Annotated in this window: 22 protein-coding genes; 14 read left to right on the top strand and 8 right to left on the bottom strand. The window is 71.0% G+C overall.

What is annotated here, in order from left to right; all coding sequences use genetic code 11:
• Positions 1–31: 31 nt before the first annotated feature.
• Positions 32–1,255 carry an MFS transporter gene (locus tag OG885_RS16145; RefSeq protein ID WP_405731536.1) on the bottom strand — a complete coding sequence of 408 codons (1,224 nt, stop codon included), beginning with the start codon at positions 1,253–1,255 and terminating at the stop codon, positions 32–34.
• Between the two features lie 173 nt (positions 1,256–1,428).
• Here OG885_RS16145 and OG885_RS16140 point away from each other — a divergent pair, with 173 nt between their 5' ends.
• The 3 genes from OG885_RS16140 to OG885_RS16130 all read left to right on the top strand — a co-directional run bounded on the left by OG885_RS16140 (position 1,429) and on the right by OG885_RS16130 (position 3,805).
• Positions 1,429–2,070, top strand: coding sequence for a DUF6758 family protein (locus OG885_RS16140; protein WP_405731534.1), 642 nt, complete (start codon positions 1,429–1,431; stop codon positions 2,068–2,070).
• Between the two features lie 218 nt (positions 2,071–2,288).
• Entirely contained in the window at positions 2,289–3,146 is an 858-nt protein-coding gene (locus OG885_RS16135; protein ID WP_405731531.1) for a PHP domain-containing protein, read from the top strand.
• Between the two features lie 53 nt (positions 3,147–3,199).
• Positions 3,200–3,805, top strand: a complete 606-nt coding sequence (locus tag OG885_RS16130) for a MarC family protein (protein ID WP_405731528.1) — start codon at positions 3,200–3,202, stop codon at positions 3,803–3,805.
• Positions 3,806–3,864: 59 nt separating this feature from the next.
• Here OG885_RS16130 and OG885_RS16125 read toward each other — a convergent pair whose 3' ends face one another.
• On the bottom strand, positions 3,865–4,017 hold the full coding sequence (locus tag OG885_RS16125) for a hypothetical protein (RefSeq protein ID WP_020136747.1): 153 nt from the start codon (positions 4,015–4,017) through the stop codon (positions 3,865–3,867).
• A 195-nt stretch (positions 4,018–4,212) separates the two neighbouring features.
• Between OG885_RS16125 and OG885_RS16120 the strand changes: the two genes are divergently transcribed.
• On the top strand, positions 4,213–5,106 hold the full coding sequence (locus OG885_RS16120) for an NYN domain-containing protein (RefSeq protein ID WP_405731524.1): 894 nt from the start codon (positions 4,213–4,215) through the stop codon (positions 5,104–5,106).
• A gap of 93 nt (positions 5,107–5,199) precedes the next feature.
• Here OG885_RS16120 and OG885_RS16115 read toward each other — a convergent pair whose 3' ends face one another.
• The gene (locus OG885_RS16115; RefSeq protein WP_405731521.1) at positions 5,200–6,078 is read right to left on the bottom strand and encodes an alpha/beta fold hydrolase; all 879 of its coding nucleotides are present in this window, start codon (positions 6,076–6,078) and stop codon (positions 5,200–5,202) included.
• 217 nt (positions 6,079–6,295) lie between these two features.
• The gene (locus OG885_RS16110; protein ID WP_405731518.1) at positions 6,296–8,794 is read right to left on the bottom strand and encodes a DEAD/DEAH box helicase; all 2,499 of its coding nucleotides are present in this window, start codon (positions 8,792–8,794) and stop codon (positions 6,296–6,298) included.
• Between the two features lie 470 nt (positions 8,795–9,264).
• Here OG885_RS16110 and OG885_RS16105 point away from each other — a divergent pair, with 470 nt between their 5' ends.
• A complete protein-coding gene (locus OG885_RS16105; RefSeq protein WP_399948568.1) occupies positions 9,265–10,002 on the top strand; it encodes a ferritin-like fold-containing protein in 738 nt (245 codons plus the stop codon).
• 135 nt (positions 10,003–10,137) lie between these two features.
• Here OG885_RS16105 and OG885_RS16100 read toward each other — a convergent pair whose 3' ends face one another.
• The 4 genes from OG885_RS16100 to OG885_RS16085 all read right to left on the bottom strand — a co-directional run bounded on the left by OG885_RS16100 (position 10,138) and on the right by OG885_RS16085 (position 12,038).
• Positions 10,138–10,407: a hypothetical protein gene (locus OG885_RS16100; protein WP_405742751.1), complete on the bottom strand. Its 270-nt coding sequence runs from the start codon at positions 10,405–10,407 to the stop codon at positions 10,138–10,140.
• A 197-nt stretch (positions 10,408–10,604) separates the two neighbouring features.
• A complete protein-coding gene (locus OG885_RS16095; RefSeq protein ID WP_059192479.1) occupies positions 10,605–10,832 on the bottom strand; it encodes a DUF3107 domain-containing protein in 228 nt (75 codons plus the stop codon).
• 147 nt (positions 10,833–10,979) lie between these two features.
• Positions 10,980–11,621 (bottom strand): TetR/AcrR family transcriptional regulator, encoded by a 642-nt coding sequence (locus tag OG885_RS16090; protein ID WP_329334999.1) that lies wholly within the window; start codon positions 11,619–11,621, stop codon positions 10,980–10,982.
• A 201-nt stretch (positions 11,622–11,822) separates the two neighbouring features.
• Positions 11,823–12,038 (bottom strand): hypothetical protein, encoded by a 216-nt coding sequence (locus OG885_RS16085; protein WP_399948566.1) that lies wholly within the window; start codon positions 12,036–12,038, stop codon positions 11,823–11,825.
• Between the two features lie 223 nt (positions 12,039–12,261).
• Here OG885_RS16085 and OG885_RS16080 point away from each other — a divergent pair, with 223 nt between their 5' ends.
• The 9 genes from OG885_RS16080 to OG885_RS16040 all read left to right on the top strand — a co-directional run bounded on the left by OG885_RS16080 (position 12,262) and on the right by OG885_RS16040 (position 23,934).
• Positions 12,262–13,365, top strand: coding sequence for an alpha/beta fold hydrolase (locus OG885_RS16080; RefSeq protein WP_405731513.1), 1,104 nt, complete (start codon positions 12,262–12,264; stop codon positions 13,363–13,365).
• Positions 13,366–13,373: 8 nt separating this feature from the next.
• Positions 13,374–15,065 (top strand): DUF3152 domain-containing protein, encoded by a 1,692-nt coding sequence (locus tag OG885_RS16075; protein WP_405731510.1) that lies wholly within the window; start codon positions 13,374–13,376, stop codon positions 15,063–15,065.
• Between the two features lie 57 nt (positions 15,066–15,122).
• Complete coding sequence (locus OG885_RS16070; protein WP_329334993.1) at positions 15,123–15,215, top strand: Ms4533A family Cys-rich leader peptide; 93 nt, start codon at positions 15,123–15,125, stop codon at positions 15,213–15,215.
• 173 nt (positions 15,216–15,388) lie between these two features.
• Complete coding sequence (locus OG885_RS16065) at positions 15,389–17,107, top strand: ABC transporter substrate-binding protein (protein ID WP_405731505.1); 1,719 nt, start codon at positions 15,389–15,391, stop codon at positions 17,105–17,107.
• A gap of 4 nt (positions 17,108–17,111) precedes the next feature.
• A complete protein-coding gene (locus tag OG885_RS16060; protein ID WP_399948558.1) occupies positions 17,112–18,098 on the top strand; it encodes an ABC transporter permease in 987 nt (328 codons plus the stop codon).
• On the top strand, positions 18,095–19,084 hold the full coding sequence (locus tag OG885_RS16055; protein WP_405731502.1) for an ABC transporter permease: 990 nt from the start codon (positions 18,095–18,097) through the stop codon (positions 19,082–19,084). Before OG885_RS16060 ends, OG885_RS16055 begins: the two co-directional genes overlap by 4 nt.
• Positions 19,081–20,703 carry a dipeptide ABC transporter ATP-binding protein gene (locus OG885_RS16050; RefSeq protein WP_405731499.1) on the top strand — a complete coding sequence of 541 codons (1,623 nt, stop codon included), beginning with the start codon at positions 19,081–19,083 and terminating at the stop codon, positions 20,701–20,703. The genes OG885_RS16055 and OG885_RS16050 overlap by 4 nt, the downstream gene beginning before the upstream one ends.
• A gap of 190 nt (positions 20,704–20,893) precedes the next feature.
• Positions 20,894–22,588: a DUF3492 domain-containing protein gene (locus OG885_RS16045; RefSeq protein ID WP_405731496.1), complete on the top strand. Its 1,695-nt coding sequence runs from the start codon at positions 20,894–20,896 to the stop codon at positions 22,586–22,588.
• Positions 22,585–23,934 (top strand): hypothetical protein, encoded by a 1,350-nt coding sequence (locus tag OG885_RS16040; RefSeq protein WP_405731493.1) that lies wholly within the window; start codon positions 22,585–22,587, stop codon positions 23,932–23,934. The genes OG885_RS16045 and OG885_RS16040 overlap by 4 nt, the downstream gene beginning before the upstream one ends.
• Positions 23,935–24,063: the final 129 nt, after the last annotated feature.

Raw genomic sequence — 24,063 nt, 5'->3', positions numbered from 1 at the left:
AGCAAGGTCACCAAGTGGTGTCCGGAAGCCGTCAGTTGGCGAAGACGGCCACACCGTCCTCGGTGGCGTGCCTCGACTCCAGCTCCGCCGCCTGTCGAGTGAGCGCGGTCCGCCGTACGACGACCACGAGCGCGCCCACGAGCGCGGTCACCGCCGCCACCACGAACGGGACTTGGACGTCGGTCCACTCCTCGATCTTCGGCGCGAAGTAGGGCGCCGCCGCGGCCGCGAACCACCGTACGAAGTTGTAGCCGGCACTGGCGACCGGACGCGGAGCGTCGGAGACACCGAGGGCCAACTCCGTGTAGACGGTGTTGTTCACGCCGATGAACGCGCCGGACAGGATCGTGCAGACGATCGCCGTGGTGTGACTGCCGTATCCGAGCACCAGCACGTCCGCCGCGAGCAGTACCAGCGAGCCGCCGAGCACCTTCAGCGAACCGAACCGCGCCTGGAGCCGCGGCGCCACGATCACCGAGAACACCGCGAGCAGCACACCCCAGGCGAAGAACACGGCACCCGACTTGTACGGGGTCATGTCCAGCACGAACGGGGTGAAGGCCAGCACGGTGAAGAACGTGTAGTTGTAGAAGAACGCCGAGGCGGCGGCGGAGGCGAGACCCCCGTGGCCGAGCGCCTTCAGCGGGTCGAGCAGCGAGGTCTTCGTGGCGGGCCTCGGCTGCTCCTTCAGGAACACCGTGATGCACAGGAAGCCGACCGCCATCAGGAAGGCCGTGCCGAAGAACGGGTAGCGCCAGCTGGCGTCGCCGAGCAGCGCGCCGAGGAGCGGGCCGCACGCCATGCCGAGGCCGAGCGCGGACTCGTACAGCAGGATCGCCGCGGCACTGCCGCCCGCCGCCGCGCCGACGATGACCGCGAGGGCTGTCGAGACGAACAGGGCGTTGCCGAGGCCCCAGCCCGCCCGGAAGCCGACGAGTTCGGCGACCGAGCCCGAGGTGCCGGCGAGGGCGGCGAAGACGATCACGAAGGCGAGGCCGAGCAGCAGGGTCTTGCGGCCGCCGATCCGGCTGGAGACCCAGCCGGTGACCAGCATCGCGAACGCGGTGATCAGGAAGTACGAGGTGAAGAGCAGGGAGACCTGCCCTGCGGTGGCGTCGAGGCCCTGGGCGATGGACGGCAGGATCGGGTCGACCAGTCCGATGCCCATGAAGGCGACGACGGAGGCGCCGGCCGTGGCCCAGACCGCCTTGGGCTGTCGCAGGAGGCTGTTCGCTCCCGCGTCGAGGGCGTCCATGGTTTCTCCCTTTCCGATGTTCAGGTCAGGTTCGGAGATGGTTGGTATATGCACATAGTAAGTTAGGGACGCTAATTAATGCAAGCTACATCTAGTTCCGTACGGTGAGCGGTTCCGTCCGGACGGGTGATCGTCCTTGACGTGGCGGGGCAGGGGTAGGACCGTGGGGCCCTATGAGGGGCGAACCCAGTTGCCCGAAGTGTGGTGGCCGGGTCAGGGCTCCCGGACTCTTCGCCGATTCCTGGCAGTGCGATGTGCACGGGACCGTGCACCCGCTGCAGCCCGTGATCCCGCCCAGCGTCGAGGCCCTCGGCGTCGTGGTGCATCGCACGCAGGTGCCGGTGTGGATGCCGTGGCCGCTGCCGGTCGGCTGGCTCTTCACGGGCGTCGGCAGTGCCGGTGACGACCGCAGCGGCGGGCGTGCGACGGCTGTGGCGTGCTCGGGGCCCGGACCGCTCGGCGGTTTCGGCGAGCTGATCCTCGTCGCCGAGGAGCTCGGCGTCGGCCTCGGCGCGCGGTACGCGGGTATCGACGGGCCGGACCCGGGACCGTACATGAGCGTCGAGAAGCCACCCCAGGCCAAGGTGCTGGCCGCCGGCCGGCCGACACCGCTGTGGCATGTCTCCGGCACCCCCGAGGACCGGGCCGTGTTCGCGGGCGAGGCGCTCGGGCTGTGGCTGTGGGCGGTCGTGTGGCCCGAGCAGTCGGGGCTGCTGATGTACGACGAGCTGGTGCTGACGGATCTGCGGGACGCGGGGGCGGAGTTGGAGTTGGTGCCCTGCGGGGCGTTGTCGCCGCGCTTGCTCAAGCCGTAGCGCCCACTGGGGTGCCGGGTTTGCCCGGTGGGCGGCTGTGGGTTCGGGCCGGCTGGTCGCGCCCGCGCGGCGGTAGCCGCAAATTCAGCGGGGCCCCGCGCCCCTTAGGTGGGTGTGTGTAAAGGTCGCTCACAGGTTTCGGGTGTGACAGTGGTGCTCGAAAATCCGGTTATCCTTGAGCGTCCCCACCCGTACCGTCACCGCCTGGAGTTCGCGTCGTGCGTATCGATCTGCACACCCACTCCACCGCGTCCGACGGCACGGACACCCCGGCCGAGCTGGTGCGCAACGCCGCCGCTGCCGGGCTGGACGTCGTCGCGCTGACCGATCACGACACCACCCGCGGTCACGCCGAGGCCGTCGCCGCGCTCCCGGAGGGGCTCACCCTCGTCACCGGCGCCGAGCTGTCCTGCCGTATCGACGGCGTCTCCATGCACCTGCTGGCCTACCTCTTCGACCCCGAGGAGCCGGCGCTGTTCGCCGAGCGTGAGCTCGTGCGGGACGACCGGGTGCCGCGGGCCCGGGGCATGGTCGCCAAGCTCCAGGGGCTGGGCGTGCCCGTCACCTGGGAGCAGGTGGCGCGGATCGCGGGCGACGGCTCGGTCGGCCGCCCGCATGTCGCGACCGCGCTGGTCGAACTGGGTGTCGTACCGACCGTGAGCGACGCCTTCACCGAGGACTGGCTGGCGGACGGCGGCCGGGCCTATGTGGAGAAGCACGAGACGGACCCCTTCGAGGCGATCCGGCTGGTCAAGGCCGCGGGCGGGGTCACCGTCTTCGCGCACCCGGGCGCCAGCAAGCGTGGCCGTACGGTCCCTGAGGACGCGATCGCGAAGATGGCGGCGGCCGGGCTCGACGGCATCGAGGTCGACCACATGGACCACGACGCCGAGACGCGCGACCGGCTGCGCGGCCTCGCCGCCGATCTGGGGCTGCTCGTCACGGGCTCCTCGGACTACCACGGCAGCCGCAAGACGGTGACGCTCGGCGAGTACCGGACCGACCCCGAGGTGTACGGGGAGATCATCCGGCGGGCGACGGGCGCGTTCCCGGTGCCGGGGACCGGCGGGGCCTGAGGGATCGTCCTCGGCCCATCTGATCTGCTCTTTTCTCTCCGCAAGGCTCTTTCGTGTTCGACGCTGCCGTTTTCGGCTCTCTCTTCCTGACCCTGTTCGTCATCATGGATCCCCCCGGGATCACCCCGATCTTCCTCGCCCTGACCGCCGGCCGGCCCGGCAAGGTGCAGAAGCGGATGGCCTTCCAGGCCGTCTGCGTGGCCGGTGGAGTGATCGCGGTCTTCGGGCTCCTCGGCCACCAGATCCTCGACTACCTGCATGTCTCCGTTCCCGCGCTGATGATCGCGGGCGGACTGCTGCTTCTGCTGATCGCCCTGGACCTGCTCACCGGCAAGACCGACGAGCCCAAGCAGACCAAGGACGTCAACGTCGCCCTGGTGCCGCTGGGCATGCCGCTGCTGGCCGGGCCGGGCGCGATCGTGTCCGTGATCCTCGCCGTGCAGAAGGCCGACAGCGTCGCCACGCAGGTGTCGGTGTGGACGGCGATCCTCGCCATCCATGTCGTGCTGTGGCTGGTCATGCGGTACTCGCTGCTGATCATCCGGGTCATCAAGGACGGCGGCGTCGTCCTGGTGACCCGGCTCGCGGGCATGATGCTCTCCGCGATCGCCGTGCAGCAGATCATCAACGGGATCACCCAGGTGATCCGGGGCAGCTGAGAAAGCGCAGAGCCCCCGTACGACATCGTTGCCGTACGGGGGCTCTGAAGCTGTGTTGGTTATGAGGCCGTGGTGTCGGCCGGGCGAATCCAGAGACGCTGTCCGATGGCGGCGGCCTGCTGAACGATCCGGTTGACGGAGGCGGCGTCCACGACGGTGCTGTCCACGGGGGTACCGTCGACATCGTCGAGTCGCATGATTTCGAAGCGCATGGGCTTCTCCCTTCGTCTGGTCATCCTCCTGAGGAGAACATCTGCGTACGTCTGTATCTAACGGGCTGCGTGTTACAAACATTCCCTACGCTAAAGAAATTTTTCGAACGACTAACTACTGACCGGTAAGCGGTCGGTACGAGACTGACCGGGACCGGTTGTGTTCGCAGCGTGACCGCCGGGACAATGGTGGCGATGAACGACGACCACGAGGCGCTGGGCGCCCGCATCGACCACACCAACGAGCTGTTGCAGCGCATGCTCGCCGAGGTGGCGAAGACGCCCTCGACCCACGCGATCTTCGTGGACGCGGGGTATCTGTACGCGGCCGCGGGACGTCTGGTCGCCGGCACGGAGGACCGCCGCGCCTTCGACCTCGACGCCGAGGGACTCATCGAGGCGCTCATCGACCGGGCTCGCACGATCTTCGCGGACAGCAGACTCCTCAGGGTCTACTGGTACGACGGCGCCCGCCGCCGTATCCACACCGCCGAGCAGCAGTCGATCGCCGAACTCCCGGACGTGAAGGTGCGGTTGGGCAATCTCAACGCCAACAACCAGCAGAAGGGCGTCGACTCACTGATCCGCTCCGACCTGGAGTCCCTCGCCCGGCACCGCGCGATCAGTGACGCGGCCCTGCTCGGCGGCGACGAGGACCTGGTCTCGGCGGTGGAGGCCGCCCAGGGCTACGGCGCCCGTGTCCACCTCTGGGGCATCGAGGCGCCCGAGGGTCGCAACCAGGCCGAGCCCCTGCTCTGGGAGGTGGACAGCCAGCGCGTCTTCGACCTCGAGTTCTTCAAGCCGTACGTCGCCCGCCGCACGGCCGCCGGGTACGAGGCCTCCGTGAACCGGCCCACCCGCGAGGACGTTCGTTTCGTGGGTGCCCAGATCGCGGCGAAGTGGCTGGCGGCGCGGGGGCGCGAGGCCCTGGTGGAGCTGCTGCCGGGCCACCCGTATCTGCCCGGCTCGGTCGACCAGGACCTGCTGGTGGAGGCGGAGGGGCTGCTCCAGTACTCCCTGCGCGGCCAGGCGGACCTGCGGCGGGCGCTGCGGGACGGCTTCTGGGAGCACTTGCGGACGCAGTACTAGGGCCTGTCCGGCGGATCAGGTCGCAGGAAAGCCGCGGTGCCTCATGTGGTGCGGTGAGCCCCCGCGTCTGCGGCATGATCCGCCGGACAGGCCCTAGCCCGTGGGAATGCCGTCCCAGAAGTCGGCGAAGGCGCGGGCCGTCTCCAGGGGGCGGTCGGTGTTGGGGGAGTGCTCGGCGCCGGCGACGACGGTCCGGTGCGCGTCGAGCCGTACGGCCATCTCGTCGAGGAGCGGGACGGGCCAGGTGTCGTCGTGCGCCCCGGACAGCACATGGAACGGCAGCGGTACGGCGGCCAGTTCACCGACCCGGTCCGGCTCGGTGCACAACTGGCGTCCGGTGGCGATGAGTTGGGCGGGTTTGTTGCCCAGCCAGCGTCGCCGCAGATCGTCCCGGTCGTCGAGCCCCTCGTCCAGGTCGCCGGTCTCGGTCTCCTCGGGCGGCTCCATGGCCTGGATCGCCGCCCACACCTCCGCCATGCTCATCACCGCGAGGGCGTCCCGCAGCAGCTTGACGCGCTGCTGCTGGGAGCCGGAGATCTGGGCGGGGCCCGAGGCCATCAGGGTCAGGGAGAGGAACGGCCCGGGATCGAGGAGTACGGCGGCCCGGGCGATCTGCCCACCGAGCGAGTGCCCGACAAGGTGAACGGGCGTCCCGACAGCCGTGGCCTGCGCGAGCACGTCCTTCGCCAACTCGTCCTGGGCGTAAGCGGATTCATCGGCCTCGGGCCCGTCCGACTCGTACTGCCCGCGCCCGTCCACGGCGACGGTCCGGTACCCGCGCGCGGCGAGCGGCTCGTGCAGCGGGTTGAAGTCCTCCTTGCTGCCGGTGAACCCGGGCAGCAGCAGCGCCGTCCCACGAACCGCGACACCGTCCGCCACCGGAGCGTCCACGACGGCGAACTCACCACGCGAGGTGCGCAGGGAGTAGGCGCGGGCGCCGGGGGGTGGGGCGAAGGTGGGGGGACGGCTCATGGGGTGAGGCTATAGGGCGGGAGGGGAGAGTGCCGGGTTGGGTGGCGCCGTTCAGGGGCGCGGGGCTGTATCGATTTGCGGCTCCGCCGCGTGGGCGCGACCAACCCCCACGACCCGCAGTCGCACAAGAACCGTTGCACCCCCTCTCATAGGCGCCCCTAACGCCGACGGCCCGGCCCACACGCGGTGGACCGGGCCGTCAGCGACAAACGAACGCTCAGCCTTCCGAAGCGGCCGCAGCCTTACGGGTACGCCGTACCTTCGGCTTGGCCTCCGCCTCTTCCGCGGCCTGCGCCGGGATCTCGGCGGACGCAGCGGCCTTACGGGTCCGACGAGGCTTCGCCTCGGTCGTCTCCGGCGCGGCGGCAGCCGTCTTGCGCGTACGACGCGGCTTCGCCTCGACGGCTTCGGCAACCTCGGCGGGAGCCTCCGCGGCGGCAGCGACCTTGCGCGTACGCCGTACCTTCGGCTTGGCCTCCGCACCCTCCGCCGTGTCGACGGCGGCCTCGGCGGCCGGGGTGGCCGCGGTCTTGCGCGTCCGGCGCGGCTTCGCCTCCGCCTCGGCGGGAGCCTCCGCGGCCTGGGCCGGGATCTCGGGGGCGGCAGCGGCCTTCTTCCGCGTACGACGCGGCTTGGCCTCGACGGCCTCGGCGGTGTCGACGGCGGCCTCGGCAGCCGTGGTGGCAACGGCGGCGGTCTTCCGCGTCCGGCGCGGCTTGGCCTCGGCGACCTCCGGGGCGGCCTCGGCGGGGGCCTCCGAGGCGACGGCGACCTTGCGGGTACGCCGTGCCTTCGGCTTCGCCTCGACGGCCTCAGCCGTGTCGACCACGGCCTCGGCGGCGGCAGCCGTCTTGCGCGTACGACGACGCGGCGCGGCGGCCGGAGCCTCGGGCTCGGCGGCGACCACAGGAGCGGCCTCGACGACCTCGGTGGCGACCGGCTCCGCCGTCTTACGGGTGCGGCGGCGCGGCGTGGCCTCGGTCGCCTCGGCGGTGTCGACCGCGGTCTCGGCGGGTGCCGTGGCCTTGCGGGTGCGACGACGCGGCGCGGCGACGGGAGCCTCGGGCTCGGCGACGGCCACAGGCGCGGCGACGGGTGCGGCCTCGACGACCTCGGTCACCTCGGCGGCCACCGGCTCCGCGGTCTTGCGGGTACGGCGTCGACGCGGCTTCGTCTCCGTGACCTCGGCCGTCTCCACGGCGGCCTCCGCGGCCTCCGACGGAGTGGCCTCGGGCGTCACGGCCACGGCCTGCGCCTGCTCCGGCGCGGCACCGTTACGGGTGCGGCGACGACGGCGCGGGGTGCGGGACGCGGGGGCGTCCTCGGTCAGCGCGGTGTCCGCGGACGGCGCGGTCGCCTCGGCGGTGGGCGCCGGGGCCCCGTCCGGATTGGCTCCGCCGCGGGTACGACGGCGACGGCGCGGCGTACGGGACGGGCGCTCGCGGTCGGCGGAACGGGACTCGTCCCGGCCGCCACGACCACCCCGGTCGTTCCGGTCGCCGCGACCGCGGCCACCACGGCCGCCGGTCTCGCCCAGGTCCTCGAGCTCCTCCGCGTCGAGGCCCGCGCGGGTGCGCTCGGCACGTGGCAGGACACCCTTGGTGCCCGCGGGGATGTTCAGCTCCTCGTAGAAGTGCGGGGAGGTGGAGTACGTCTCCGGCGGGTCGTTGAAGTTGAGCTCCAGCGCCTTGTTGATCAGCTGCCAGCGCGGGATGTCGTCCCAGTCGACGAGGGTGATCGCGATGCCCTTGGCGCCCGCGCGGCCGGTACGGCCGATGCGGTGCAGGTACGTCTTCTCCTCTTCGGGAGACTGGTAGTTGATGACGTGGGTGACGCCCTCGACGTCGATACCGCGGGCGGCGACGTCGGTGCAGACGAGGACGTCCACCTTGCCGTTACGGAAGGCGCGCAGCGCCTGCTCGCGGGCCCCCTGGCCGAGGTCGCCGTGGACCGCGCCGGCTGCGAAGCCACGCTGCTTGAGCTGGTCGGCGAGGTCGGCCGCGGTGCGCTTGGTGCGGCAGAAGACCATGGCCAGTCCCCGGCCGTCGGACTGAAGGATGCGCGCGACCATCTCGGGCTTGTCCATGTTGTGCGCGCGGTAGACGAACTGCGCGGTGTTCGCGACCGTCTTGCCCTCGTCGTCCGGCGCGGTGGCGCGGATGTGCGTGGGCTGCGACATGTAGCGGCGCGCGAGACCGATGACCGCGCCCGGCATGGTCGCCGAGAACAGCATCGTCTGACGGCGGGCCGGCAGCAGGTTGATGATCTTCTCGACGTCGGGCAGGAAGCCCAGGTCGAGCATCTCGTCGGCCTCGTCGAGGACGAGTGCCTTGATGTGCTTGAGGCTGAGCTTCTTCTGGCCCGCGAGGTCCAGGAGGCGGCCCGGGGTGCCGACGATGACGTCGACGCCCTTCTTGAGGGCTTCGACCTGGGGCTCGTAGGCCCGGCCGCCGTAGATGGCGAGGACGCGTACGTTGCGGACCTTGCCCGCGGTCAGCAGGTCGTTGGTGACCTGCTGGCACAGCTCGCGCGTGGGGACGACGACGAGGGCCTGCGGGGCGTCGGTGAGCGCCTCGGGGGCGGCGCGGCCGGCCTCGACGTCAGCGGGGACGGTGACGCGCTCAAGGAGCGGGAGGCCGAAGCCCAGCGTCTTGCCGGTGCCGGTCTTGGCCTGGCCGATGACATCCGTGCCGGAGAGGGCGACGGGGAGGGTCATCTCCTGGATGGGGAAGGGGGTGATGATGCCGACGGCCTCAAGGGCCTCGGCGGTCTCGGGAAGGATTCCGAGATCTCTGAACGTCGTAGTCAGGGTGCTGCCTCTTCTGTGTGCGCGGTGCGAGGCGAGCTCGGGGGTCTCTTGAAGACCGTGCTGGGGACGTCGACTGCCTTACGGACCAGTCCGTAATGACACGGGACCTCTGCCGACGCTCTAGCGCTCGAACCGCTGAGGGTCCCTCCGGGTGCCGTACGCACAGTGCCGTACGGGCGAGGAGAGCTGTCAGGTCGGAGCCGATCGGGCCACCGACCGGGCATCCTCATACGTGCAGCCCGTCGAATACTCGGCAGGCGCATTACCACCATACCTCGGAATCACGCACATGCGATGGCCGATTTGGTCACGTAGTCGTCGTCACACTGATTGACCAGGGCCTTCCAAGGCTCGGCGAGCGGACTATTGTGCGCTTCATGACGACGCCTGACAACACCTCTGACGCACCCGCCGAGCCCACCGGAGTGGCGGCCCAGGACTGGGCCACGGCCTCCACGGAGCCGCAGTACAGGGCCGCGGTCGTCGACCTCCTCGGCGCACTCGCCTACGGCGAACTCGCGGCGTTCGAGCGGCTCGCGGAGGACGCCAAGCTGGCGCCGACGCTGGCGGACAAGGCGGAGCTGGCGAAGATGGCGTCGGCGGAGTTCCACCACTACGAGAAGCTGCGCGACCGGCTGACCGAGATCGGCGCGGAGCCGACGCAGGCCATGGAGCCGTTCGTCGCCGCGCTGGACGGCTTCCACCGGCAGACGGCGCCCTCGGACTGGCTGGAGGGGCTCGTCAAGGCCTACGTCGGGGACTCGATCGCGAGTGACTTCTACCGCGAGGTCGCGGCTCGGCTGGACGCGGACACGCGGGAGCTGGTGCTCGCCGTTCTCGATGACACCGGGCATGCCGGGTTCGCCGTCGAGAAGGTGCGGGCCGCGATCGACGCAGATCCGCGCGTGGGTGGGCGTCTCGCTCTGTGGGCTCGGCGTCTCATGGGTGAGGCGCTGTCGCAGTCGCAGCGGGTTGTCGCTGACAGGGACGCGCTGTCGACGATGCTCGTCGGTGGGGTGGCCGACGGGTTCGATCTCGCCGAGGTGGGGCGGATGTTCTCGCGGATCACCGAGGCGCACACGAAGCGGATGGCTGCGCTGGGGTTGGCGGCGTAGCGCCCAAGGGGCGGGGGCTTCTGTGTGAGGGCGGCTGCGGGTTTCGTGTGGCTGATCGCGCCCACGCGGCGGTAGTCGCAAGTCAATACAGCCCCGCGCCCCTGAGGGGCGCTCCCCTGAAGGGCGTTGGAAAGGTCAGGCCGCGACTGATCGGCGGCGGAGTCTGCCCGCCGGGCGGAGCAGGAGCGACAGGGACGCGATCGAGACCACTGTCGCGCCGATCAGGGTGAGCAGGACGCTGCCCGTCCCCAGGGCGCTGTGGGTGATGAAGGCGCCGAAGAGGGCACCGGCCACGCCCGTTGCGAAGACCAGGGATCGGGCGGGCAGACGGTGGGCCAGGCGGTGGGCGGCGACGGCCGCCAGGACGAGACCGAGCAGAGCGGAGCCGAGCGCTTCCAGCAACATCATTGAGAGTCCCTCCCACACGGCCACGCTGCGTATGTCGGTCGTAGCCCGTCATACCCGTGACCTGCGGAATGCAATCCTCCTCTGTGCGCGACTTGTGCTCCATATGTGGAGAAAAGAATCTTGAGGAGCGCTGCTCGTACGACGAGAAGGGCCCGGCGACCGTGAAGTCGCCGGGCCCTTCCGTATGCGTCTGCCTACAGCGCGCCGAAGCCCACCTTGCGCGGCGCCGGCTCACCGAGCTCGACGTACGCGAGACGGTCGGCCGGGACCAGGACCTTGCGGCCGTGCTCGTCCGTGAGGCTCAGCAGCTGCGACTTTCCGGCGAGCGCCTCGGCCACCACGCGCTCGACCTCCTCGGCACTCTGACCGCTCTCCAGAACGATCTCGCGGGGCGCGTGCTGCACGCCGATCTTGACCTCCACGGCTATGTCCCTCCGACGGTCAGTGAAGTGCGCGTCCTTCCGCGCCGTACCCCGCACACATTAGCCCGGTGAGGGGACGTACACGCTCCGCGCAAGAACGCCAGGAGCGAACAGCGGACGGGAACAAATGTCCCCGCACGCGCGCGGTCAGTGGTGGTCGATGCCGTGCAGCGGGAAACCGGCGATGCCTCGCCAGGCGAGCGACGTCAGCAGCTGGACCGCCTGGTCGCGCGGGACGCTGCGGTCGCTGTGCAGCCAGGAACGGGCCACGACCTGGGCGAGGCCGCCGAGCCCGGAGGCCAGCAGCATGGACTCGGCCCGCGACAGACCGGTGTCCTCCGCGATGACGTCGCAGATCGCCTCGGCGCACTCGTTCGTGACCTTGTCGACGCGCTCGCGCACCGCGGGCTCGTTCGTCAGGTCCGACTCGAACACCAGCCGGAAGGCACCGCCGTCGTCCTCGACGTACGCGAAGTAGGCGTCCATGGTCGCCCGCACGCGCTGCTTGTTGTCGGTCGTCGAGGCGAGCGCCTGCCGTACGGAGCCGATCAGCGACTCGCAGTGCTGGTCCAGCAGCGCGAGATAGAGGTCGAGCTTGCCCGGGAAGTGCTGGTAGAGCACCGGCTTGCTGACGCCGGCGCGCTCGGCGATGTCGTCCATCGCGGCCGAGTGGTAGCCCTGCGCCACGAAGACTTCCTGGGCGGCGCCCAGCAGCTGGTTCCGTCGGGCACGGCGCGGCAGGCGCGTGCCTCGCGGGCGCGCCGCCTCTGTCTGCTCGATGGCTGTCACGCCGCCTCCCATAACTCGTCCACTTGCGGTGTGCGCCGCGCCGCCATCGTACTTTTCGGTAACCGTGGTGTGCGCGGTGCGAGCGCAGAATTTCACGTACCGGACGATGACGAAAGCCTCCCAAAGGTTTCAAAGAGGGATCGACCGGGCAATGGCCGGACCTCTCCGGACCTCGCCCGCTCACCGTCGCGGTGGGTGCGGTCAGCGGTAGTCGTCCTCGTCGGTCCGGACGACGCGGGCCTGTTCGATGAGGTCCGCCTCGTTCGCCCGACCGGGATCGACGCCGGTCAGCGGGTCGTCGCGGTCCGTGGTGACGTCCGTCCGCTGTTCGGCGGCGTCGTTCTCGGGGGCCTCGACATCGAGCTCGGCGCGGTCGCCGTCCTCGAAGGTGTCGGGGTCGCTGGGGTCGTAGGCCATGGCGGGCTCCCTTCCTAGAACGTCCCTGGGGAAGCAGGGGGCCACATGCGGGTGCCCTGCGTACGAGCCTAGGAGACACACGATTCCGGCGCTATGCGATCCGGGGCGGGGGAGGGGGTGGGAGGCCGGTCGGGAGATGAGGCGGGGCGTGAGCTGGGATCTGGGTGCAGCCTGTGACGGCGAACACATGAACCAGTGCGTGATCGTCTCGTAACATTGCCGCATGTCTTCGACCGAGGTGCCGTTCGTGCCGGCCACCAATGTGCTCCCGAAGGTGGCGGCCGTCAGGGTCGCGGAAGGTGAGCGGCTGCGCTCGGTCGGGCTGCCGGGGATCACGCTGACGGTGCGGTCGAGGCCGCCCGCGCGTGAGGGGCTGCCGGCCGCGCTCTACGTCCATGGCCTCGGCGGTTCCTCGCAGAACTGGTCGGCGCTGATGCAGGAGCTCGACGCGGTGGTCGACGGCGAGGCCGTCGATCTGCCCGGCTTCGGGGACTCGCCGCCACCGGACGACGGCGACTACTCGATCAGCGCACACGCGCGTGCGGTGATCCGCTATCTCGACGCCTCCGGGCGCGGGCCGGTGCACCTGTTCGGCAACTCCCTCGGCGGCGCGGTATCCACGCGGGTAGCCGCGGTGCGCCCCGACCTCGTCCGCACGCTCACCCTTGTCTCGCCGGCGCTGCCGGAGATCCGCGTGCAGCGCAGCGCGGTGCCCACGGCGCTGCTGGCGGTGCCCGGGGTGACCGCGCTCTTCACCCGGCTCAGCCGCGACTGGACGGCCGAGCAGCGTGTCCGCGGAGTCATGGCGCTCTGCTACGGCGATCCCGAGCGCGTGACGCCGGAAGGGTTCCGGCATGCCGTCGAGGAGATGGAGCGGCGGCAGCAACTGCCGTACTTCTGGGACGCGATGACGCGTTCCGCGCGCGGCATCGTGAACGCGTACACGCTGGGCGGGCAGCACGCGCTGTGGCGTCAGGCCGAGCGCGTCCTCGCGCCCACACTCCTCGTCTACGGCGGCCGCGACCAGCTGGTCGGCTACCGCATGGCCCGCAAGGCGGCCCGCGCGTTCCGCGACTCCCGACTCCTCACCCTGCCGGACGCGGGGCATGTGGCGATGATGGAATACCCGGAGACAGTGGCCCGGGCGTTCACCGAACTCCTCGCGAGCCAGGGTGACTTGGAGGCGGGCGTGGGTGCTGGTGGAGTCAACAGGGGTGGCGCCGAGGGAGCGTTGGCCTCGGAGGCGGTGTCCGGCGGTGACGTCGGCTCCGCGCGCGCGGGTGACGGCATCGATGACGTGGTCGAGTCTTCTGGTGCGGGGGGCTGAGGGGCGACGTGGGACGCCACAGCCGCCGCGGACCCGCCCCCAAGGGCGACTCCGCGGACATATCCGCAAGGGGAGGCGGCCGGGGGGACGAGGGTTCTCCGGGGCCGCGAGGACAGGGGCAGGTCTCGTCGCCGCAGAGCGGGGCTGCGGGGCAGCCGGGCGCCGGGCGACAGCAAGGTGCGGGTGCGGGTCGGCCGCAGGGGGCTGGGCCTTCGGTAGGCGGGCCTTCGGTCTACGGGGATCCGGTTTATCGGATCCCGCAGGGGGCTCGACTCCCGGATGGGACGCCCGCGCGCGGTGTGCCGAGGTTTGCCGACGGGACGCCGGCCCAAGGTGTCCCCAGGCTTCAGGATGGGACGCCAGCTCGTGGTGTACCGCGCTTCGGTGACGGGACGCCTGCTCGTGGTGTGCCGAGGCTTCCCGATGGCACCCCTGCTCGCGGTGTGCCCCGGTTCGCTGACGGCACTCCTGCGCACGGCAGCCCTCGCGTGCGGGGTGGTCACCCCGAGCAGCGTGAAGGCGGGGGCGGTTGGGGTGAGTTGGGGGCGCACGGGGCGGCCTCCGGGCAACCCGGTGTCGCGCTGCCCCGGCAGCGGCAGGCGCCTCCCGGTGATCCCCGGCAGGGGCGGGCGGCTCCCAGTGATCCCCGGCGCGGGCGGGGGGTAGGGCCTCGGCAGGACTATCTCGATGCCTTCGGGGACCAGGACGTCGACCTGTTCGCGTCGCGGACCGGTCAGGGCGCCGAGTTCTCCCGCCGTACCGCGCACGCCGCCGTGGCCACCGACCCGTACGCCTCCGTCAGCGACTGGCGGACCGTCCCGGAACCGCGTACCGGTGCCGAGGGCGACGGCGACGGCGAGGACGGGCCGCCCGCCGGTGAGCCCGTGCGCGGTAAGGGCGGCAAGGGGCGGACGTTCACCGGGATCGCGGCGGCCGCCGTCACCACCGTGCTGGCCGTCGTCGTCGCCGGTCAGGTCGCCGAGCGGCAGGACGACTCGCCCGTACAGTCGCAGTCGGCCAACGACCAGGCGCGGGACGCCCGCGACTCCGCCTCGCGCGGGGACGGGCGGCCGACGCCGTCGTCGCCCGGCGTGGCGACGCTGACGTACGCGCAGAAGATGGACAAGAAGTACGCGCTGGCCGCCGGGCTGAAGGGGTCGGGGAAGTTCGACGCGGTGAAGAGCGTCGCCAAGGCGCCCGGCAGAGGGCAGAAGTACACCTACCGAGTGGATGTCGAGCAGGGGATCGGGCTCGACGCGGAACTGTTCGCCGACGCGGTGCAGAAGACGCTCAACGACGACCGGAGCTGGGCCCACAACGGCGCCCGCACCTTCGAGCGGATCTACTCCGGCAAGCCCGATTTCGTGATCACCCTCGCCAGCCCGGGCACCACGGCGGAGTGGTGCGCCAAGTCCGGTCTGGACACGACCGTGGACAACGTGTCCTGCGATTCGGCCGCCACCGAGCGCGTGATGATCAACGCGTTCAGATGGGCGCAGGGGTCCAAGACCTACGGCGACCAGATCCACGCCTATCGGCAGATGCTGATCAATCACGAGGTCGGCCACCGGCTCGGCAACCACCACGTGACCTGCGACAAGGACGGCGAACTCGCCCCGGTCATGCAGCAGCAGACCAAGTTCCTGGACCACAACGGAATCCACTGTCTGCCCAACCCCTGGCCGTATCCCGGGAGTTGACGGACGCCTCACAGGTCACGTTGACATGCGCAGAAAAGTCGTACTAATTTTCTGCGCATGTCGTCCCGTCACGCCTCCGTCCGCGCCGCCATCGAGCTGGCGCTCATCGGCGTGACCGCGTTGTGCGTGGCCGACATTCACTGTCGCTGACGTCCGCCCTCTGGCGTTCGCGTCGCGATCTTTTCTTTCTCCCGTGAGCCGTCGCTCGCGGTTTTTCGACGACCTGACGCCCGGGCAGACGTCTGTTCACCTCCGTCTCACCCTTCGTCAATCTGTCTCGTTATCCGAGATGGGCAGATTCATCCTTCGAGAGGTCGTCTCCGATGCGTCAACCGTCCGTCATCGCGCGCCGCGTGGCCGCGGCATCCGTAAGCCTGGTTCTGGCCGCGGGCGCCGCCGCCTGCGGCCCCGAGGACAACGATGCCAAGAGCTCCGGTGGCGACTCCGCGCCCCACAAGGGCGGCACCCTCACGGTCCTGAACTCCGAGCCGCAGACCGACTTCGACCCGGCCCGGCTGTACACCTCGGGCGGCGGCAACGTGCCCTCCCTCGTCTTCCGCACCCTCACCACCCGCAACCGCGAGAGCGGCGCCGCCGGCGCGAAGGTCATCCCCGACCTCGCCACCGACACCGGGCGCCCCAACAAGGACGCGACCGAGTGGACGTACACCCTGAAGAAGGGGCTCAAGTACGAGGACGGCACCGCGATCACCTCGGCCGACATCAAGTACGGCATCGAGCGCTCCTTCGCGCCCGAGCTGTCCGGCGGCGCGCCCTATCTGCGGGACTGGCTGGTCGGCGCGGCCGACTACCAGGGGCCGTACAAGGACAAGGGCGGGCTCGGCGCGATCGAGACGCCGGACGACCGGACCATCGTCTTCCATCTGAACAAGCCCGAGGGCGAGTTCCCCTTCCTGGCCACGCAGACGCAGTTCGCGCCCGTGCCGAAGGCCAAGGACACCGGCACGAAGTACGAGGAGCACCCGGTCTCGTCCGGCCCCTACAAGGTGGTCAAGAACGAGAACGACGGTGAGACCGTCCTCCTGGAGCGCAACACGTACTGGTCCGCCGCGACGGACGCCGAGCGCAAGGCCTACCCGGACAAGATCGACGTCAAGTCCGGGCTCGACTCCGCGGTGATCAACCAGCGACTGTCGGCGTCCCAGGGTGCGGACTCGGCGGCGGTCACCACGGACACCAACCTCGGCCCCGCCGAGCTCGCCAAGGTGACCGGCGACAAGGAGCTCGCCGCGCGGGTCGGCACCGGGCACTTCGGCTACACGAACTACATAGCGTTCAACCCGACCGTCAAGCCGTTCAACAACGTCAAGGTGCGGCAGGCGATCTCGTACGCCATTGACCGCTCGTCGGTCGTGAACGCCGCCGGCGGGTCGTCGCTCGCCGAGGCCGCCACCACCTTCCTGCCCAACCAGAAGTCCTTCGGCTACGAGCCGTACGACCTGTTCCCCGCGGGTGACTCCGGCAACGCGGCCAAGGCCAAGGAGCTGCTGAAGGAGGCCGGTTACCCGAACGGGCTCACCGTCACGCTGACCCACAACAACGCCCAGAACTTCAAGACCAGCCCCGAGATCGCGACCGCGCTCCAGGACGCGCTCAAGAAGGCCGGCATCACGGTCAAGCTCCAGGGCCTGGAGGACAACAACTACTCGGACACCATCCACAGCGTGAAGACCGAGCCGGGCTTCTTCCTCACCGCGTGGGGTGCCGACTGGCCTTCCGGCGGCCCCTTCCTCGCCCCGATCTTCGACGGCCGTCAGATCGTCAAGGACGGCGCGAACTTCAACTCGGGCCTGCTCAATGACAAGTCGGTCAATGCCGAGATCGACGCGATCAACAAGTTGACCGATCTTGACGCCGCCGCCAAGAGGTGGGGTGCGCTGGACAAGAAGATCGGCGAGCAGGCGTTGACCGTGCCGCTGTTCCACCCGGTCTACAAGCGGTTGGTCGGCAAGGACATCAAGAACGTCGTGATCAGCGACTGGACCGGTGTGCTGGACATCTCGCAGGTCGCGGTCAAGTAACCCGATGAGCGAGGCACTTGTCGCCGTCGAGACCCCCGGGGCAGCCGTCCCGGGGGTTTCGGGGGCTCGTCAGTTCTGGCGGCGGCTGCGGACGCAGCGGGCCGCCGTGGTCGCGGCGGGCGTCGTCGCGCTGCTCGTCCTGGTCGCCCTCGCGGCGCCCCTGCTCACCGCGCTGGAGGGCCAGGACCCCACCACCTACCACCCCTCCCTGGTCGACTCCGCGCGCGGCGGTGTGCCCGTCGGGTCGCTCGGCGGCATCGGCGGGGACCACTGGCTGGGCGTCGAACCACAGACGGGGCGCGACCTGTTCGCACGGCTCGTGTACGGCGCCCGGGTCTCGCTGGGGGTCGCGCTGGCCGCGACCGTCGTCCAGGTGTTGATCGGTGTCGTCGTGGGTGTATCGGCCGCGCTGGGCAGTCGATGGGTTGATCAACTGTTGAGCAGGTTCACGGATGTCATCGTCGCCATGCCCCTCATGATCATGTCGTTGGCGCTGCTCGCGATCGTCCCGGCGAGCTTCCCGCGGCCTGTACTGGTCGCGGGAGTCATCGGGTTGATCGGGTGGGGCAGCATCGCCAAGATCGTGCGCGCCCAGACGCTCACGCTCAAACAGCTCGACCATGTCGCCGCGGCCCGGCTCAGCGGCTGGGGCACCTGGCGCATCGCCCGCCGTGAGCTGCTGCCCGGGATCGCCGCGCCGATCATCACCTACGCGGCGCTGCTGGTGCCGTCCAACATCTCCGCCGAGGCGGCCCTGTCCTTCCTCGGCGTCGGTGTGAAGCCGCCGACGCCGTCCTGGGGACAGATGCTCACCGCCGCCGACGTCTGGTACCAGGCCGCCCCGCAGTACCTGCTGCTGCCCGCGGGCGCGCTCTTCGTCACCGTCCTCGCCCTGACCGTCCTCGGCGACGGCGTACGCACCGCCCTGGACCCGCGCGCGGCGTCCCGGCTGCGCGTCGGCACCGGCCGCAAGAGGGAGGCCAAGGCATGACCGGCTTTCTCCTGCGGCGCGTCCTCGGCGCCGTCGTCACCCTGTTCGCCATCTCGGTGATCGTCTACGTCGTCTTCTACGTCACCCCCGGCAACGTCGCCCAGATCACCTGCGGTCCGCGCTGCTCGCCGGAACAGGTGCACCAGGTCGCCCAGCAGCTCCGGCTCGACGACCCCCTGTACGTGCGCTACTGGCACTTCCTGGAGGGCCTCGTGGCCGGCCAGGACTACTCCACCGGCACCTCCGTGGAGCACTGCTCGGCGCCCTGCCTCGGGCTGTCGTACCAGAGCGACCAGCAGGTCACCCAGCTGATCCTGAACAAGCTGCCGGTCAGCCTGTCGCTGGTGTTCGGCGCGATGGTGCTGTGGCTGATCCTCGGCGTCGGCACGGGCGTCCTGTCCGCCTGGCGGCGCGGCCGGCTCAGCGAACGGCTGCTGACCGGCGTCACGCTCGCCGGCGTGGCCACGCCGGTCTTCGTCATCGGCCTGGTCCTGATGATCGTCGTCTGCGGACAGCTCCAACTGCTGCCGTTCCCGCAGTACGTGAACTTCACCGACGACCCGGAACAGTGGGCCTGGAACCTGCTGCTGCCCTGGCTGTCCCTCGCCCTCATCGAGGCCGCCGCGTTCGCCCGCCTCACGCGCGCGTCGATGCTGGAGACGCTCGCCGAGGACCACATCCGCACCTTCCGCGCGTACGGCCTCGGCGAGCGGTCCGTCATCGGACGGCACGCGCTGCGCGGGGCGTTCGCGCCCGTCATCGCGCTCAACGCCAACAACTTCGGCAGCGCGGTCGGCGGCGCGGTCCTCACCGAGACACTGTTCGGCCTGCCCGGCATCGGACAGGAACTGGTCCACGCGGTCAATGTGATCGACCTTCCCGTCGTGGTCGGCATGGTCCTGGTCATCGGCTTCTTCGTGGTCCTGGCCAACGCCGTCGCGGACGTGTTGTACGCGGTGGCCGACCGACGGGTGGTGCTTGCATGAGTACGGTCAATATCACCGACGACCTGGTCAACATGGGTGACAGCCTGGTCAATGTCACCGACCTGACCGTCGAGTTCGGCTCGCTGCGAGCCGTCGACGGGCTCTCCTTCCGGCTGGCACAGGGGGGCGCCCTCGCCCTGGTCGGCGAGTCCGGCTCCGGCAAGTCCACCGTCGCCGCCGCCCTGCTGGGGCTGCACCGCGGCACGGGCGCGCGGGTCGGCGGCTCGATCGAGGTCGCCGGCGTCGACGTGGAGAAGGCGTCGGACGAGGAGCTGCGACGACTGCGCGGCGGCAAGGCCGCGATGGTCTTCCAGGACCCCCTGTCGTCCCTCGACCCGTACTACGCGATCGGCGACCAGATCGCCGAGGTGTACCGCGTGCACACGCGCGTGTCGCGACGAGCCGCACGCGCGCGTGCCATCGAGGTACTGGACCGCGTGGGAATCCCGGACGCGGCACACCGGTCCCGGTCCCGCCCGCACGAGTTCAGCGGAGGAATGCGCCAGCGCGCACTGATCGCCATGGCGCTCGCCTGCGAACCGGCCCTGCTGATCGCCGACGAACCGACCACCGCCCTCGACGTCACGGTCCAGGCCCAGATCCTCGACCTGCTGCACACCCTGCGCGAGGAGACCGGCATGGGGCTGCTGCTCGTCACCCACGACGTGGGTGTCGCCGCGGAGAGCGTCGACGAGGTACTGGTCATGCGGCACGGACGGGCCGTCGAGCATGGGCCGGTCGGCACGGTGCTCGGGCAGCCGGGGGAGACGTACACGCGCGACCTGCTCGCCGCGGTCCCGCGCGTGGACGCGCCCCGGACGGCTGTCGGGAAGCCCGGCGAGGTCGTCCTGGAGGCGACGGGCCTGCGGCGCGAGTTCGGGCGCGGCAAGAAGGCGTTCACGGCCGTCGACGACGTCTCGCTGACCGTCCGCCGGGGCGAGACGCTCGGCGTGGTCGGGGAGAGCGGCAGCGGCAAGACGACACTCGGCCGGATGCTGGTCGGCCTGCTGGAGCCGACGGCCGGGGAGATCAAGCCCGGTGGCGGAGTGCGCCCCGACATCCAGATGGTCTTCCAGGACCCCGTCTCCTCCCTCAACCCCCGCCGCAGCGTGGGCGAGTCCATAGCCGACCCGCTCCGCGCGCGGGGCGAGCGCGACGAGCAGCGCATCAGGGGGCGCGTGACAGAACTGCTGGAGCGCGTGGGGCTCGAAGGGGCGCACTACGACCGCTACCCGCACGAGTTCAGCGGCGGACAGCGCCAGCGCGTGGGCATAGCCCGGGCGCTCGCCGCCGACCCGCGCGTCATCGTCTGCGACGAACCCGTCTCCGCGCTGGACGTCACCACGCAGGCCCAAGTGGTGGCCCTGCTGGGCGAATTGCAGCGCGAACTCGGACTGGCGCTCGTCTTCGTCGCGCACGACCTGGCCGTCGTACGACAGGTCAGCGACCGCGTGGCCGTGATGCGGCGCGGCCGGATCGTCGAGTCCGGACCGGCCGACGAGGTGTACGACAACCCCCAGGACCCGTACACCCAGCAGCTCCTGGCCGCCGTACCGGCACTCGACCCCGACGAGGCCACGCGGCGCAGAGCGGCTCGTCGGGAACTGGCCGTTGCCTGACGTAACGTAACTGCTTGATCTCTTAGCGCGATCGAACGCGACCCGCACGGGAAAGTTACGGCCGTTCACCCCTTTTGGTGGCGCGATGGACAACCGTCCATCGCGCCACCGCCTTGTCCGCATACGTTCGTCCCGCTGCGAGCCGCCGGGTCAACGGCGGCTCCCCATACGGGAGATCGGGGGTGCACTCGTGCGCATCGGACTGCTTACGGAGGGTGGCTATCCGTATGTGAGCGGTGACGCCAGGCTGTGGTGCGACCGGCTCGTGCGCGGGCTCGATCAACATGAGTTCGACATCTACGCGCTCAGCCGCAGCCGGCGGCAGGAGGACGAGGGCTGGGTCACGCTTCCGCCGCAGGTCAGCCGCGTGCGCACGGCACCGCTGTGGACCGCCGAGGACGACGGGACCGTGCTCGGGCGCCGCGCGCGCCGACGGTTCGCCGAGCACTACGGCGAGTTGGCGGCCGTCCTGTGCGCGGGCCGCTCCGAGAGCCCTTCGGCCGCTGAGGCGGACCGTTTCGGCAGCGCGCTGTACGGCCTCGCCGAACTCGCCCGCGACGAGGGCGGGCTGACCGGCGCACTCCGGTCCGAGATCGCCGTACGCGCCCTGGAGCGCGCCTGTCGTACGCCGGGCGCCCACCGCGCGGCCCGTGAGGCACGCGTCCCCGATCTGCTCGCCGTCGCCGCACACCTGGAGCGCGCCCTGCGCCCCCTGTCCCTCGACTGGTACGAGGACGCGGGCCTCGGCTCGGTCGACCTCTGCCACGCCGCCTCCGGCGGCCCCGCGGCGCTCCCCGGCCTGCTCGCCCGGCACTTCTCCGGCGTACCGCTGCTGGTGACCGAGTACGGCGTCCAGCTGCGCGCGCACTACCTCTCCGCCACCGAGGCCTCCCCGTCGGTACGCGCCCTGCTCGCCGCCTTCCACGGCAGGCTCGCCGCGGAGGTCTACGCCCGGGCCGCCCTCGTCACCCCCGGCAACGCACACGCCCGCCGCTGGCAGGAACGCTGCGGCGCCGACCGCGACAAGATCCGCACCGTCTACCCCGGCATGGACGCCGGCCGCTTCGCGGAGGTCGGCGAGTCCCCGGAGTGCGCGGACCCGGACACGCTCGCATGGGTCGGCCGCGTGGAACCGACGAAGGACCTGATCTCCCTCCTCCACGCCTTCGCTGAGGTCCGCAAGGAGGAGCCGAAGACCCGCCTGCGGATCATCGGCGTCCCGGCGGGCAGCGAGGGCGCGGCCTACCTCGGCCACTGCAAGGCGCTCGCCGCCCAGCTCTTCCCCGACGAGGCGGACGGTCTCCACTCCGTCGGCGACAACCCGGTGTCCTTCGAGGAGATCGGCGGCCCGGACATCCCGAGCCCCGCCGAGGCGTACGCGTCCGGCGCGGTGACCGTGCTGTCCAGCGTCGTCGAGGGCTTTCCGATCAGCCTGGTGGAGGCCATGTTCTGCGGCCGCGCGACGGTGTCCACCGACGTCGGCGCCGTGGTCGAGGTGATCGGCGGTACCGGACTCGTCGTACCCCCGCGCAATCCGCGGGCGCTCGCGGAGGCGTGCGTGGCGCTGCTGCGCGACCCCGAGCGCCGCGCACGCCTCGGCGCTGCCGCGCGCGCCCGGGCGCTCGAGCTGTTCACCGTCGAACAGAACATCACGGCATTTCACAGCATTTACCTGGAGATCGTCTCGCGCCACCCGGTCCGCCGGGTCGTCCTGGACGACACCACGGGCGAACCCCGCCCGTTCGCCGTCCCCGCCGAGGCCCACATGCCCGGCCGCTGGACCGGCCCCGCCGCCCGCGTAGTGGCCCGCGGCGGCCCCGGCTGGGCGGCAGGCCCTCCGGTGCGCGCCAACACCCCGCTGCCCGCGACGGAGGGAGCGCGATGAGCGACCTGGGCGAACTGGACCGACCAGGCACCCCGGACAGCCCCGGCGCGTGGGACGCGCGGTCGCAGGAGTGGACGACGGGGGAGACGGGGCGCACGACGCCGGACACCGCCGACGCCTCCCGCGCGGAGGCACGCACCCACGTGGCGCCCATCTCCAAAGCGCTCCAGGCGCACGAAGACCACCCCGCGCCCGCCCACCGCACCACACGCACCCCCACCCCGGCCCCCACACCCACCCCCAAGGCCGCTTCCACCCCACGCCGAACCGCCGGGGACCCGGTCAAGGCCCTGATGCACCGCCATCGAGAGCTGTGCGAACGAGCCGTCGACCCCTTGGAGATCGCGGCGGGCCTGGAGGCACACGGCGTCACCGACCGCACCGCGACCCGCTTCCGCCACCGGGACGTCTTCTCACTCGCCGAGGAGATGTACGCGCGCGCGTCCCGAGAAAGCGAACCCGCCGCAGCGGCCGCGCCCCCCGAGATCCCCCGGGCCCGCGCTGACTGGGCGCTGCTGACCTTGCTGCCGGGCGCCCTGAGCGCGGCGACCCTCACCGGCATTCACCTGACGCACGGCCAGTCGCGCCTCATCACAGCGGCCGTGGGCACCCTCACCGTGACCCTGGCCCTCCGCGCGGCACTGGCCAGAGGCCCCCTGCGCACCACCCACCCCACCCACCCCCGAACCCGCACCCTCACCTGCTGGCTGATCGCCTACGCCCTGCTCGGCGACGGCCTGCTCCACTCCGCCCTCACCGGCGGCCCCGACACCCTCCCCACCGGCGCCGCGAACGCCCCCTGGCCCATGTCAGGCGCCCCCGCGCTCGCCCTGGCCCTTTCCCTGGCCCCCGCCGCCTGGAGCGCCCACCTCCTCACCACCCGGGCTCGCCGCAAAGTGACGGCCAGCCGAGGCCTGGAGGACTTCGCGGCAGCCGTACGCCCCCTCCTCCTGGGCGCGTTCGCCCTCTACCTGTCCACGCTGACGGCCCTTCTTGCCGTAACGGCAGCAGCCCTGGACGAGCCGGCCCCGTACGCCCAGACGCTCACCCTCGGCGCACTCCTCTTCCTCTCCCGCCTGCTCACCACCCACGGCTTCACCCACGCGCCCGTCCTGATCCTCACGGCCACGGCCGCCACAGAGGCAACAGCCCTGGCCACGGCCTTCGCGTCCCGCCTCCCCGGCTGCGACGCCCTGGGGACCCCGGTGACCACCCTCGCGGAGAACTGGGGCCCCGGCGCGATCCCCACTCTCGTCTGCGGCATCGCAGCGGCAGCCCTCCTCCTCCACGGAACCCGCCGGCTGACCCGAGCCTCGGCCCACGCGACCACGGACGCACAGTGCTGAGCCGGCCGCGACGGCGGAAAGCGGCCGGAAGCACCCCAGCGGAGCCGCACAGCGCAACGGCGGTGAGGGGCCGTGTCGGGGGGTGTCCGCCCGCAGCGGTTGGCGCGTCAACACGGGCGCCCTTTATAG

The organism is Streptomyces sp. NBC_00028 (genome assembly GCF_045041065.1).
Lineage (GTDB): Bacteria > Actinomycetota > Actinomycetes > Streptomycetales > Streptomycetaceae > Streptomyces.
The sequence above is the reverse complement of the archived record's forward strand: the minus strand, read 5'-3'. Positions and strand labels throughout refer to the sequence as shown.